The organism is Kocuria sp. MNB10, from assembly GCF_054073685.1.
In genome coordinates this window covers 1,759,357-1,772,212 of record NZ_CM133411.1, presented here as the reverse complement: position 1 = coordinate 1,772,212, position 12,856 = coordinate 1,759,357, and the positions used below count along the sequence as shown (strand labels likewise).

The following is a 12,856-nucleotide window of genomic DNA, read 5'->3' as shown; positions in this document are numbered from 1 at the left end:
TTCCTTGCTCTGCTGGTCACGATGACGACGCCGCCGCGGTGGGGCGGCGAGCGGATCAGTCGTAGTCCGAGTACTTCTCCGCGTAGGTCGAGTAGTCGTCCTCATCCTCGGGACGTTCCTCGTGATCCATGGCTCGGGAGGACGGTTTGCTGCTGCGCAACTCCCGCTGCAACGCCGAATAGTCGGTCTGCGGGCTGAAGTACTTCATCTCCCGCGCCTGTCGTGTCGCCTTCGCCTTTTGACGGCCGCGCCCCATGGCGTGACCCCCTCTGCGTCTCGTGTCCGATCGGCGGTACCGTGTTGAGCACACAGTACGGCCCCGGAGTGTCTTGTCAGTTTTTCGTGTGTCCAGGGTACATGTTTTGTACGCTTCTCGCGCACCCGCACCCCGTGCGTCCACCCCGGGCGAATCCCGGGCCCTCACGGCGTCGTTCGAGGAAACTCGCGGGGCGAATTCGGCCGGTACAGTGAAACGGCCCCGGCGGCGCAGTCCGCACATTCCCCGCACCAGAGCAGGTTCGCCATGAGTTCATCCCTGCGGAGGGTCCCGCCCTCCGAGAGTCCGTATCCCCATGACACCCACCCGGGCCTGGTGCCCGGGGTCTCGGTGGAGGAGCAGCGGGTGCGCTACCGCACGGACAAGATCACGTTCGGGGTCGCCGGAGCACTGATCGTGGGGTTCGTGGTGTGGGGTGCGGTCTCCACCGAATCGCTCACCACGGTCTCCAAGGGTGCGCTGGACGCGGTGGTGACCTACGGCGGATGGGTCTTCACCCTGTTGGCCGCCGTGATGCTGTTGTTCCTGCTCTTCGTGGGGTTCTCACGCTACGGCCGGATCCCTCTGGGCAAGGACGGCGAGGAACCGGCCTACTCCATGGGGTCGTGGATCGCCATGCTCTTCGCGGCGGGGATGGGCGTGGGGCTCATCTTCTTCGGTGTCTACGAACCCGTCACGTACTACATGACCCCTCCCCCGGGACGCGCCGCGGCGGAGAGCTACCACGCGATGCATTCCGCACTCGCACAGACCATTTTCCACTGGGGACTGCAGGCGTGGGCCATCTACGCGCTCGTGGGGGCGGCCGTGGGCTACGCAGGCTATCGCCGTGGGCGGCCCCTGCTGATGTCCGCGATCTTCGGCCAGCGCGCGCACCTGAGCGTGGGCGGGCGGCTCATCGACATGTTCGCGATCGTGGGCATCCTCTTCGCGACCTCCGCCTCCCTGGGATTGGGCACGCTGCAGATCGGCCGCGGTCTGCAGATCATCACCGGTCTCGGTGAGGTGGGCAACGCGGTGCTGATCGCGATCATCGCGGTGCTCACGTGCGTGTTCCTGATCTCCGCGGTCTCCGGCGTGGCCAAGGGGATCCGCAGGCTCTCGAACTTCAACATGGTGCTCGCGGCCGTGGTCGCGTTCTTCCTGTTCGTGGCGGGCCCCACCGTGTTCCTGCTGAACTTCATCCCCTCGGTCGTGGGCACGTACTTCGGTGAGATGTTCCAGATGCTGTCCCTCTCCGCGTCCTGGGGCACGGAGGCCGAGGAATTCATGCGCTCGTGGACCCTGTTCTACTGGGCATGGTGGGTCTCGTGGGCGCCGTTCGTGGGCGTGTTCGTGGCCCGCATCTCCCGCGGGCGCACCCTGCGCCAGTATGTGAGCGTGGTACTGCTGGCACCCACCGTGATCTGTGTGCTCGCGTTCTCGGTCTTCGGCGGCACCGCCATCTGGTTGCAGCGCGACGGCGTGGACATCGCGGGTGCCGCGTCCCCCGAGGACATGCTCTTCCGCGTCCTGGGCGCCCTGCCGTTCGCGCAGATCACGCCCATTGCGATCATCGTGCTGCTGGCCGTCTTCTTCATTACGTCCGCGGACTCCGCGACGCTCGTGATGGCGTCCATGTCCCAGCAGGGCAAGCCCGAACCGGACCGGAAGATCATCATCTTCTGGGGTGTGGCCCTGGCCGGGGTGTCCTCCGTGATGCTCGCGGTGGGCGGGGCGAACGCCCTGCAGGGTCTGCAGGACCTCGTGACCGTGGCGGCGCTGCCGTTCGCGGTGATCCTGCTGGCCCTGATCCCGGCGTTCCTGCGGGACCTCTCCACCGATCCCATGAGTCTGCGCCACCACTACGCGCGCACGGCGCTCGACAACGCGGTACGCCAGGGCATGGACGAGCACGGGGACGACTTCGCCCTGGAGGTCCGCCACCAGGAGGGCCCCGCCGCGGCCGGTCACGACGTGGACTCCACGGGGGAGCGCATGAGTTCGTGGTACCAGCGCACCGACGAGAACGGTCAGCCCGTGGAGTACGACTACCGTCAGGACACCTACGTGGACGCGCGGCCGGCCGTGGCCGATCAGCCGGCCGCGGGCGAGAGGCCCACCGTGGATGAGCGGTCGCCCCGGAACGGACGACCGCCCGAGCAGCACTAGGCTCCTCGGGCGGTCTCGGTCACCGCGAACGCATCCGCGGCGGCCGGGGTGTCACTCGTCGACGATCTCCGCGTCCACGACGTCGTCGCCGCTGTCCCGCGCCGCGGCGTCGTGGGCGTGCGCGGCGTCGTCGTCCTGCGGGTCGTCGCCGTGCGAAGCGGTGACAGTCAGGCCGTCCTGGGCGACGTCCGGGTTGACGTCCACGAGCACGGTGTCCCCGTCCGTGATGGCGCCGGAGAGCAGCCCGCGCGCCAAGCGGTCACCGATCTCGCGCTGCACGAGCCGGCGCAGCGGGCGGGCACCGTAGGCGGGGTCGTAGCCCGTGATGCCCAGCCACTCGCTAGCCCCGGGCGTGACCTCCAGGGACAGGCGCCGCTGCTCGAGACGGTGCGCGAGCTGGGCCACCTGGATGTCCACGATCTTGGCCAGGTCCTCGGTGCTCAGCGGGTCGAACATGATGATGTCGTCCAACCGGTTGAGGAACTCCGGCTTGAACGAGGCGTTGACCACGCCCATCACGGCGTTCTTCTTGGCCTCCTCGTCCATGGTGGGATCCACCAGGAACTGGCTGCCCATGTTCGAGGTCAGGATCAGAATCACGTTGCGGAAGTCCACCGTGCGGCCCTGCCCGTCGGTCAGGCGGCCGTCATCCAGGACCTGCAGCAGGATGTCGAAGACCTCGGGATGGGCCTTCTCGACCTCGTCGAGCAGCACCACCGAGTACGGACGACGCCGCACGGCCTCGGTCAGCTGCCCGCCCTCGTCGTAGCCCACGTACCCCGGAGGGGCACCGACTAGGCGTGAGACGGAGTGCTTCTCCGAGTACTCGGACATGTCGATGCGGATCAGGGCGCGCTCGTCGTCGAACTGGAAGTCCGCGAGGGACTTGGCCAGCTCGGTCTTGCCCACGCCCGTGGGACCCAGGAACAGGAACGAGCCGATGGGGCGGTCCGGGTCCGAGATCCCCGCGCGGGAACGCCGTACGGCGTCCGCAACCGCACTCACGGCCGGCTTCTGCCCGATCAGGCGCTTGCCCAGCAGCTGCTCCATGTGCAGCAGCTTGTCGGACTCGCCCTGCAGCATCTTGCCCGCGGGGATACCGGTCCACGCGGAGATCACCTCGGCGATGTCGTCCGCGGTAACCTCCTCCGAGACCATGGTGTCATGCCGGGCCCCGGCCTCCTCCTGCGCCTGTGCGGCGTCCAGGTCCTTCTGCAGAGCCGGGATCTCGCCGTACAGCAAGCGGGAGGCCTCCCCCAGGTCACCGTTGCGCTGGGCGCGTTCGGCCTGCGAGCGCAGGTCGTCGATCTGCGCCTTGAGGTCACCCACGCGGTTGAGTCCGGCCTTCTCGGCCTCCCACCGCGCGTTGAGGGCATCCAGCTCGACCTCCTTGTCTGCCTTGTCCTGGCGCAGAGCGGCCAGACGTTCGACGGACGCGGGGTCTGTCTCCCCATCCAGGGCCAGTTCCTCCATGGTCAAGCGGTCCACGGAGCGGCGCAGCTCGTCGATCTCCTCCGGGGCGGAATCGATCTCCATGCGCAACCGGGACGCGGCCTCGTCAATCAGGTCGATGGCCTTGTCCGGGAGCTGACGGCTGGGGATGTAACGCTGGGACAGTTGAGCGGCGGCAACGAGTGCCGAGTCCGCGATCTGCACCTTGTGGTGCGCCTCGTAACGCTCCTTCAACCCGCGCAGGATCGCCACGGTGTCCTCGACCGAGGGTTCCCCCACGTAGACCTGCTGGAACCGACGCTCCAGGGCGGCGTCCTTCTCGATGTTCTCGCGGTACTCGTCCAGCGTGGTGGCACCGATCAGGCGCAGCTCACCGCGGGCCAGCATGGGCTTGAGCATGTTGCCCGCGTCCATGGACCCCTCGGACGCACCCGCACCCACGACCGTGTGGATCTCGTCGATGAACGTGACGATCTGACCCTCGGACTTCTTGATCTCGTCCAGGACGGCCTTGAGGCGTTCCTCGAACTCCCCGCGGTACTTGGCGCCGGCCACCATGGACCCCAGGTCAAGGGAGATCAGGGTCTTGCCGCGCAGCGACTCGGGTACGTCCCCGGCCACCATGCGCTGGGCGAGGCCCTCGACCACGGCGGTCTTACCCACACCGGGCTCACCGATCAGCACGGGGTTGTTCTTGGTCCGGCGCGAGAGCACCTGGACCACGCGGCGGATCTCCGAGTCACGCCCGATCACGGGATCGAGCTTCCCCTCGCGGGCGATCGCCGTGAGGTCCGTGCCGAACTTCTCGAGGGATTGGAAGGTCCCCTCCGGGTCCGGGCTGGTGACCCGGCGGTCACCGCGCACCTGCGGGATGGCCTGTGCGAGCGCCTCCGTGGTCACGCCCGCAGCCTGCAGCGCCTCGGCGGTCTTGTCGCGTCCCGCGGCCAGACCGTAGAGCAGGTGCTCGGTGGAGACGTACTCGTCCTTGAGGTCACGCGCGTAGTTCTCCGCAGCCTGCAGTGCCTGCAGCGCGGTGCGGCTCAGCTGGGGCTGGGCCGTGGAGGTCCCGGATGCGCTGGGCATCTCGTGGATGATGTTGCTCGCCTTGATGGACACGGCGTCCGCGTTGGCACCGGTGGCCTGTAGGACGGCGACGGCCACGCCGTCGCGCTGGTCCATGAGCGCCTTGAGGACGTGGGCGGGCTCGATGTTGGGGTTGCCCGCGGTCGCGGCGTTCGACGCTGCAGCGCTCAGGGCTTCTTGGGACTTGGTCGTGAACTTGGTGTCCACGGCGGCTCCTTCCGACAGTAGTGATGACGTTGACTTCAGTTAACTTGAGTCTACTACGCTCAACCTGATACGGGAAGCCCGATATTCCGCTCAGCGAGAAATGGTTTGTCAATTCATTTTCCATCCGCATCTTCGGCCCACTCGGGTGGAAATAGATTATCGAATGCTCTATACCAATCCCCAGATAATATGTAGCCTTATTAAATCCACCACATGCTGTAGGAAAGGTGCCACTATGAGCAACAACAACGATCAGCGTCGAGCTGGTCAACAGACCCACTCCCAGGGTTCCACCGAGGTCCCGTCCAAGAAGGACGTCGCCGCGGAATCCGGCAAGGTCGAGGCGCAGCAGCTCAAGAACGAGGCGGCTGGATCCGGCCGCCGCGTGAAAGAGACCGCCAAGGAGCAGGCCGTCGCCGCCAAGGACGAGGCCATGGGCCAGGCGCACGACCTGTGGGGCCGCCTCAAGGAGGACCTACAGGGCTACGTGGGCCCGCAGCAAGAGCGCCTCGCATCGACCGTCCGCTCCGTGAGCGACGAGGTGGACGCCATCTCCCAAGGCAAGAAGCCTGAGACCGAGTACGTCAGTGGCCTGCTCGGCAACGCCTCGGGCACCGTGAACTCCCTCGCGTCCTCGCTGGAGAACAAGGACCCGCAGCAGCTGCTCGGTGACGTACGCCGTTTCGCCGCCCGCCGTCCCGGGACCTTCCTGGCCATCGCGGCCGGCATCGGTCTGCTCGCCGGGCGCGCCACGCGCAGCGCCAAGGACAGCGACGAGATCGGCAACGACCACCACGACACCGTCGCCCGCACCCAGGCACCCGCGTACGGCACCCCCAGCACGGGTGACACGTACGCGTACCGCAACGACACCCGTAGCGAGGGCACCCGCACCTACACCGACCGGGTTCCCGGCACGGTCTACCCGGATCAGCGCGACGCGCAGGTTCCCGGCACCACGTACCCCGGTCAGGGCGACACCCAGGTCCCCGGCACCACCTACCCCGGACAAGGCAGTGAGCGTCGATGAGTCACCCCATTCCCCCGTCGGAACCCGAAGAGCGGGCGGAGCACGAGTCGCTCGGTGAGATGTTCAAGTCTCTGAGCACCAACCTGACCACCCTGATCCAGCAGGAGATCGCGCTGGCCAAGGCCGAGGCAAACATGGCGATCCAGAAGGCCACGGACTCCGTAAAGGTCACAGGTAAGGGCGCGGGACTGTTGGGAGGCGCCGGTGTGGCCGGCCACTTCGTGCTCCTGTTCCTATCCCTGGCCCTCATGTGGGCCCTGGGCAACCTGGTGGGTCTTGGCTGGTCGGCCGTGATCGTGGCGGTCATCTGGGCGATCATCGCCGCGATCCTCGCCGCTGTGGGCAAGAAGAACCTGGACCGCGGCAAGCGCAAGATGGCCCAGGCCACCAAGGACCCGCTGCCCCGAACCCGCGAAACCGTCAGCGAAATTCCGGATACCGTGAAGCCTTCCAAGGAGACCCGATGAGCCAGCAGAACCCCGATCAGATCCGCGCCGACATCGAAGCCACCCGTGCACGCCTGAATGCGGACGTGGACGCCGTGGCGGAGAAGGTGACCCCGGAAAAGGTGGTCGACCGTCAGAAGAGCAAGGCCCGCCACAAGATCCAGGACGTCCGTGAGTCCATCATGGGCTCCGCAGAGGACGCCCGGGACACAGGCCGCGACCTTCGTGACGAGGCCTCCCACCGCATGGACCAGGCCGGCGATGCCATCAGCAACGCCCCGGCGGCCGCCCGGGCCAAGACCCGTGGCAACCCCATGGCCGCGGGCCTGATCGCCCTCGGTGCCGGTTGGTTGATCGGTTCCCTGCTGCCCTCGAGCCAGAAGGAGCAGGAGCTCGTGGCCGAGGCTGCCGACCGCGTCCAGCCGCACCTGCAGAGCGCCATGGATTCCACCAAGGAAGCCGCGCAGGAGATCGCGGACGACCTGAAAAAACCGGCCAAGGAGGCTGCGGAGTCGGTCAAGCAGACCGCGCAGTCCGGCGCCCAGGAGGTCAAGGAGCAGGGTCAGCAGGAAGCCGGCCAGCTCAAGGGCTCCGCGCAGGAGCACGCCAAAAACGTCAAGGACGACACGCAGCGGGCCTGATCCGCTCGTAATCGCACCCGAGGGCCCCTGACCGGGAACGGTCAGGGGCCCTCGGGCCTTTCTCACCCCTGCGTCGGGCATAATGGAGGTGGGACGCGCGTGCGCTCCCCAGAGTTCTCTCCCCACCCGCAGTCTCCAAAGGAACCCGCCGTGGACACCGATTCACCGTCCGATGAGACCACCCCGCGCAAGCCGAGTCGGCTGCAGCGTTTCAACAAGGTGGTGATGCGCTTCGTGGGACCGGCCAACCGCAGCTCCATGAACCTGCGGGGCAACACCGAGATGACCCCCGAGGCCCAGGACTGGTACCGCAACCTCCAGGACGACTACGAGATGGTCAGGGATTCCGACGGCCGCAGCTATCTGCGCCGTCGTGATCGCTAGCGCCCGCGGCACCCAGTCTCACGTCCAGACCCCGGAGGTCCCGCGGCGGTGACTGCCCACCAAATGGGTGTCCACCATCCCGATCGCTTCCATGAGCGCGTACATGGTCGTGGGACCCACGAACACGAACCCGCGCCGTTTCAGTTCGCGGGACAGGGCCCTGCTCTCATCCGAGGTGGTCGGGACGTCCGCGAAGCGATCGGGATGCGGGGTACTGCTCGGCATGAAGGACCACACGAGGTCCGCCAGACCGCCGTCCTCGCGCAGAGCCACGGTGGCTCGCGCGTTCGTCACGGTCGCCTCGATCTTGCGCCGGTTGCGGATGATCCGCGCGTCCCCCAGGAGCCGCTCGACGTCCCGTTCGTCCATGGCCGCCACGGCCTCCGGGTCGAAGCCGTGAAAGACCTCCCGGAACGCCGGCCGTTTCGCGAGCACCGTGCGCCATGACAGCCCGGATTGGAACGCCTCGAGCGTCACGCGCTCGAACAGCCCGGTCTCGTCCCGCACCGGCACGCCCCACTCGTGGTCGTAGTACTCCCTGAGCAGTGGGTCCGAAGCCGCCCATCTGGGCCGGGCGAGACCGTCCGCACCGATCACGAGATCGGGATCACTCATGCTGCCTCCCCTTCGTGCGCGGTGGGTGCCCGGAGCTCGAAGAGTGCGCACTCGGCGTCGTAGTACGCTCGGCTGAGACCGCGGTGGGTCATGCCCAGGCGACGACACACGGCCTGCGACGCCCGGTTGGCTGGGTGCGTCACGGCGACCACCCGGTCCTGACCGTGCTCGAAGGCGTGGGCCAGCACGGCACGGGCCGCCTCCGTGGCGTATCCGCGTCCCCACGCGCGCGGGTGCAGGTGCCACCCGACCTCCACGTCGGTCGCGGTGTTCGTGCCGGAATCGGGGATGGGCTTGAGCAGCAGGGTCCCCGCGAGGGCGCCGACCGGGTCGACGATGGCCCACACACCGAGCACCGGCTCGTGCGCGTAGCCCTGGTCCCAGCCCCGGATCTTCTCCCGGGCCTGCCCGTCCGAGCTCACGCGCTGCGTGCCGTCCCCGATGTAGCGCTGCACCTCGGCGCGTGCATACAGGTCACGCACGAACGCGGCGTCGTCCGCGCGGTAGGCACGCAGCATGAGTCGCGGCGTGCGCAGCGGCACCGTCACGGTCGTTCCCGGGACGACGACGTCGCGCTCGCCGGCGCGGGCCCGGCACCGGCGGCGTCGGCGTCGGCGTCGGCGTCGGCGTCGGAGGCAGCGTCGAGACCGCGGGGGTGCGCCTCAAGGCGGTCCAGGCGCTCGTCCTCCGTGAGGGGCTCACCGCGCAGCCGGCGCGCCGTGACGCGCAGATCCGTGAGCGCGAGCAACACCAGGGCGACCGCGAGCGCCACGGACAGCACGCCGAAGATGTTGACAAACCCGTAACTCAACTCCACGTACTCGGCGCCGACCGCATGGGTGAACAGGGACTGCATACCGTGGGCGGTGGAATCCGGGAGGAAGAACCCGAAGCACAGCGTGATCGCCCATGAGGCCACCGCAGTGAGCATGCCCCGCCGGCTCATGGCGTGGGACGGGTAGCTGAGTGCGTCCCGGCGGAACAGCGCCGCCGCGATGACGTGTAACAGCAGGATGGGCAGCCCGATCGCCGCCGCGTAGACCGGGGTGAGGGAGCCGAGCAGACCCGCGACGCCCCGGCCGAAGCCGACCCACAGGGCCAACGCCGCGGCCACCGCGATCATGATCACCGGGAAGGCGCCGGACAGCGCGGATCCCGGTCTGTGATGGGCGGACGCGGAATCGGAAGCACTCATACGTCCATCGTAGGGCGCGGTCCGTGTCGGGGCGGGCACGTACCGTGGGGTCATGAGCACCCACGACTTCCCGCAGGCCGTCCTCTTCGACCATGACGGCACCCTGGTGGACACCGAACCGCTGTGGGAACTGGGCAAGCAGCGGATCGTGGCCGCGCACGGGGGTGAGTGGACCGAGCGGGACACCCAGGACACCCTGGGCAGGCCGCTCGCGACCACCGTGGAGCGGTTGAGCGCGCTGGGCGTACCGGGGTCGCTGGACGAGGTCTACCGCGAGTTCTACGGGGTGCTGCAGGCGGTGTTGGAGGAGAACCCGCCCACGTTCATTCCCGGGGTCGTACCTCTCCTGGAGGACCTGGACCGTGCCGGGATCCCCGCGGCGATCGTCACGAACGCGACCTCCGAGGTGGCCCGCTACACCGCGTCCCTGGCCCCGGACAACCTGTTCCGGGTGATCATCGGGGACCAGGAGGTGGCCCAGGGGGTCAGGCCCAAACCGGATCCGGACGCGTACCTCGAGGCCGCCAGGCGTCTGGGCGTGGCGCCCGGGGCGTGCGTGGTCGTGGAGGATTCGCCCTCCGGCGCGGCGTCCGGCGTGGCCGCGGGGATCACCACGGTCGTGGTCCCGGGGGTGCAGCAGGTCCTGCCCGGACCCGGCATCGTGCACGTGGCCGATCACGCGGCGCTCACCCTGGACTTCCTGCGCGGCCTGGCCCCTGCATAGCGCGGCGGCATCCCGACGACGACGCCTCCGGCCCCGGGGTTCGCCGGTAAACTGGGGTCCCATATCCCACCCCCGATGCTTCCGAAAGGTGGCCATGACCTACCCCCTGGCTGTGCTTTTCGACCACGACGGCACCCTCGTGGACACGGAGCCCCAATGGGCGGCCGCCAAGCGCAAGGTCGCGCAGCGGTACGACCAGAGCTGGACCGTGGAGGACGATCACGCGACCCTCGGGGGGACCGTGCCGGATGCGGCCCGCAAGTTCGTGGAACGCGGGGCCACCGATTCCGTCGAGGACATCACGCAGCAACTCGCCGAGCACGTGATCGACAGCATGAACGACCGCGTACCCTTCCTGCCCGGCATGCGCTCGCTGTTGAGCGAACTGAGCGAGGCCGGTATCCCGGCGGCGATCGTCACGAACGCGCTGAGCTCGGTTGCGGGGACCACCGCCGCTGGCGCCCCGGACGTGCTCACCCGGATCGTGTCCCAGGACGATGTGACCCGTCCCAAGCCGGATCCCGAACCGTACCTCACGGGTGCCAAACTGCTCGGAGTCGCCCCGCGGAATTGCGTGGCCATCGAGGACTCGGAACCGGGGGTGCGCAGTGCGGTTGCCGCGGGCATGACCGTGGTGGTCGTCCCGGGTGACAAGCCCGTCCCCGACGGCCCGCACCGGGTGTTCGTCAACGCGCACGAGGACGTCACCCTGGACTTCCTGCGCTCGCTCACTCCTCCGGAGTAGGCCCGCGGGCATGATGCCGGAACCGCCCCGACCCGAACCAGCAATAGAGAACTCCCGGTCCGATGACTCATCAGACCGGGAGTTCTCCACTGGGAAGCGCAGTTCCGCGAGCACCGTTCCACCCCGGGGTCGAGGTGGGACAGCGCTCGCGGCGACCCTCGCCGAGCGATCAGCGAGTGGGCTGACCCGCCCGGTTGTTCTCACGACGCCGCTGCGCCGCCGCCGTGGCGCGGTCCGGAACCCGGTCCGCCCCGTGGCCGCGCTGGGCGGAACCGCCGCGGGCGGAGCGGGACGCGCCGGGGCGTGCGCTACCGGAGGCCGCGCCATCGACGCTGCCACCGCGGCGTCGTTCACTGGAGCGAGCCTGCGAACGCCCGTTCGAGGGACCGCGCCCGGCACCGGCGTCGCCGGAACGAGTACCGTTGCCGCGTCCGGCGGCCTGAGCGGAACCGCGACCGCGGCCCCGGCCCGAACCGCCACGGCCACCGCGCCGGGACCCGGAGGCACCCCCGCCGGAACGGGAAGCGGAAGGCAAGCCACCGGTCGCGCCGGTCGGGGTGGCACCCGGCGCAACGCGCTCGGCGCGCTCGCCCACGAGGTCCTTCACGACCTCGGAACCGGGTGCGACCTGGTCCACGCGGGGCGTGACACCGGCCTTCTTCATGAGCTTGTTGACGTCCGAGCGCTCCTCGGTGGTCGCGATCGTGATCACGGACCCGGAGGCGCCGGCCCGCGCTGTGCGGCCGGAACGGTGCAGGTAGGACTTGTGCTCGGCGGGCGGGTCAATGTGCACGACGAGTTCGACGTCGTCCACGTGGACACCGCGCGCGGCCACGTCCGTGGCCACGAGGACCCGCACGTCACCCGCGGAGAACGCGGCGAGATGGCGGTCCCGCGCGCCCTGGGACAGGTTACCCTGCAGGTCCACCGCGGGGATCCCGGCCTGACTGAGCTTCTTGGCCATCTTCTTGGCGCGGTACTTGGTGCGGGTGAACATCATCCGTCGACCGGTGCCCGACGCGAGGGTCTCGATCAGCGCTTGCTTGTGATCGCTGTCGGTGACCAGGACGTGGTGGTCCATGGTGGTCACCGCGGCCTGGGCGTTGTCCGCCGAGTGCAGCACCGGGTCCTTGAGGAACTTCTTGACCAGGATGTCCACGCCGTTGTCCAGGGTCGCGGAGAACAGCAACCGCTGGGAGCCCTTGGGGGTGCGGGACAGGATCCGGGTGACCACGGGCAGGAAGCCCATGTCGGCCATGTGGTCGGCCTCGTCCAGGACGGTCACGCGGACGTCGTCGAGCGTGAGCAGACCTTGCTTGATGAGGTCCTCGAGCCGGCCCGGGCAGGCCACGACGATGTCCACACCGCCCGCGAGCGCCTTCTCCTGGTGCTTCTGGGAGACACCGCCGAAGATCACGGTGGTGTTCAGCCCCGCGGCCTTGGCCAGGGGCGCCACGGTGCGATCGATCTGGGTCGCGAGCTCACGCGTGGGAGCCAGCACCAGGCCGGTGGGGCGGTTCGCCCGGCGGGCCACGCGGGACGAGCCGGGGGCGAGTCCCGCGAGCCGGGACACGAGCGGCAGCGCGAACGCGACCGTCTTGCCCGAGCCGGTGCGGCCGCGGCCGAGCACGTCACGCCCGGACAGTGAATCGGGGAGAGTTTTCTCTTGGATGGGGAAAGCTTCCGTGATGCCCACGCGGGCGAGGTCAGCGGAAAGCGCCTCGGATACACCGAGGTCTTCAAAGGAATGAGACAAAGAACGTCTTTCAGGTTGGTCCGCGCGAAACGATTCCGCGCGCACGCGCCATGTTGGGGCGCGAACTGCGCGCCTCGGACCGGCGCGCCTCTACCCCGCAATGTGTACGGGGGAACCTGACCATTCTACACGCGTGCCGGAACACCCGTG

At 68.6% G+C, this 12,856-nt stretch carries 13 protein-coding genes; 7 read left to right on the top strand and 6 right to left on the bottom strand.

The window, feature by feature from the left end; translation table 11 throughout:
- Positions 1–55: 55 nt before the first annotated feature.
- Entirely contained in the window at positions 56–256 is a 201-nt protein-coding gene (locus ACW9PK_RS07965; RefSeq protein ID WP_064846353.1) for a DUF3073 domain-containing protein, read from the bottom strand.
- A gap of 267 nt (positions 257–523) precedes the next feature.
- Here ACW9PK_RS07965 and ACW9PK_RS07960 point away from each other — a divergent pair, with 267 nt between their 5' ends.
- The gene (locus ACW9PK_RS07960; RefSeq protein ID WP_457015498.1) at positions 524–2,428 is read left to right on the top strand and encodes a BCCT family transporter; all 1,905 of its coding nucleotides are present in this window, start codon (positions 524–526) and stop codon (positions 2,426–2,428) included.
- Positions 2,429–2,479: 51 nt separating this feature from the next.
- On the opposite strand, the gene clpB is transcribed toward ACW9PK_RS07960, so the two are convergent.
- Positions 2,480–5,170, bottom strand: a complete 2,691-nt coding sequence (gene clpB / locus ACW9PK_RS07955; protein ID WP_457015497.1) for an ATP-dependent chaperone ClpB — start codon at positions 5,168–5,170, stop codon at positions 2,480–2,482.
- Between the two features lie 235 nt (positions 5,171–5,405).
- On the opposite strand from clpB, the gene ACW9PK_RS07950 reads away from it, so the two are divergent.
- From ACW9PK_RS07950 to ACW9PK_RS07935, 4 genes are all read left to right on the top strand, one after another.
- On the top strand, positions 5,406–6,200 hold the full coding sequence (locus tag ACW9PK_RS07950) for a hypothetical protein (protein ID WP_457015496.1): 795 nt from the start codon (positions 5,406–5,408) through the stop codon (positions 6,198–6,200).
- Positions 6,197–6,667, top strand: coding sequence for a phage holin family protein (locus ACW9PK_RS07945; RefSeq protein WP_064846349.1), 471 nt, complete (start codon positions 6,197–6,199; stop codon positions 6,665–6,667). Before ACW9PK_RS07950 ends, ACW9PK_RS07945 begins: the two co-directional genes overlap by 4 nt.
- Complete coding sequence (locus ACW9PK_RS07940) at positions 6,664–7,287, top strand: DUF3618 domain-containing protein (RefSeq protein ID WP_085106177.1); 624 nt, start codon at positions 6,664–6,666, stop codon at positions 7,285–7,287. The genes ACW9PK_RS07945 and ACW9PK_RS07940 overlap by 4 nt, the downstream gene beginning before the upstream one ends.
- 150 nt (positions 7,288–7,437) lie before the next feature.
- Positions 7,438–7,671: a hypothetical protein gene (locus ACW9PK_RS07935; protein WP_064846347.1), complete on the top strand. Its 234-nt coding sequence runs from the start codon at positions 7,438–7,440 to the stop codon at positions 7,669–7,671.
- An 18-nt stretch (positions 7,672–7,689) separates the two neighbouring features.
- Here the strand turns inward: ACW9PK_RS07935 and ACW9PK_RS07930 are convergent, their stop codons facing one another.
- The 3 genes from ACW9PK_RS07930 to ACW9PK_RS07920 are packed head-to-tail and all read right to left on the bottom strand — an operon-like array spanning position 7,690 to position 9,481.
- Positions 7,690–8,286, bottom strand: coding sequence for a DNA-3-methyladenine glycosylase I (locus tag ACW9PK_RS07930; RefSeq protein WP_064846346.1), 597 nt, complete (start codon positions 8,284–8,286; stop codon positions 7,690–7,692).
- On the bottom strand, positions 8,283–8,834 hold the full coding sequence (locus ACW9PK_RS07925; protein ID WP_276207482.1) for a GNAT family N-acetyltransferase: 552 nt from the start codon (positions 8,832–8,834) through the stop codon (positions 8,283–8,285). The genes ACW9PK_RS07930 and ACW9PK_RS07925 overlap by 4 nt, the downstream gene beginning before the upstream one ends.
- Positions 8,831–9,481, bottom strand: a complete 651-nt coding sequence (locus ACW9PK_RS07920) for a hypothetical protein (protein WP_457015495.1) — start codon at positions 9,479–9,481, stop codon at positions 8,831–8,833. Before ACW9PK_RS07920 ends, ACW9PK_RS07925 begins: the two co-directional genes overlap by 4 nt.
- A gap of 52 nt (positions 9,482–9,533) precedes the next feature.
- Between ACW9PK_RS07920 and ACW9PK_RS07915 the strand changes: the two genes are divergently transcribed.
- Together ACW9PK_RS07915 and ACW9PK_RS07910 are read left to right on the top strand one after the other, a co-directional pair.
- Positions 9,534–10,205, top strand: coding sequence for an HAD family hydrolase (locus tag ACW9PK_RS07915; protein ID WP_144997273.1), 672 nt, complete (start codon positions 9,534–9,536; stop codon positions 10,203–10,205).
- 94 nt (positions 10,206–10,299) lie between these two features.
- Positions 10,300–10,950: an HAD family hydrolase gene (locus ACW9PK_RS07910; protein ID WP_457015494.1), complete on the top strand. Its 651-nt coding sequence runs from the start codon at positions 10,300–10,302 to the stop codon at positions 10,948–10,950.
- 169 nt (positions 10,951–11,119) lie between these two features.
- On the opposite strand, the gene ACW9PK_RS07905 is transcribed toward ACW9PK_RS07910, so the two are convergent.
- On the bottom strand, positions 11,120–12,706 hold the full coding sequence (locus ACW9PK_RS07905) for a DEAD/DEAH box helicase (RefSeq protein WP_457015493.1): 1,587 nt from the start codon (positions 12,704–12,706) through the stop codon (positions 11,120–11,122).
- Positions 12,707–12,856 lie beyond the last annotated feature (150 nt).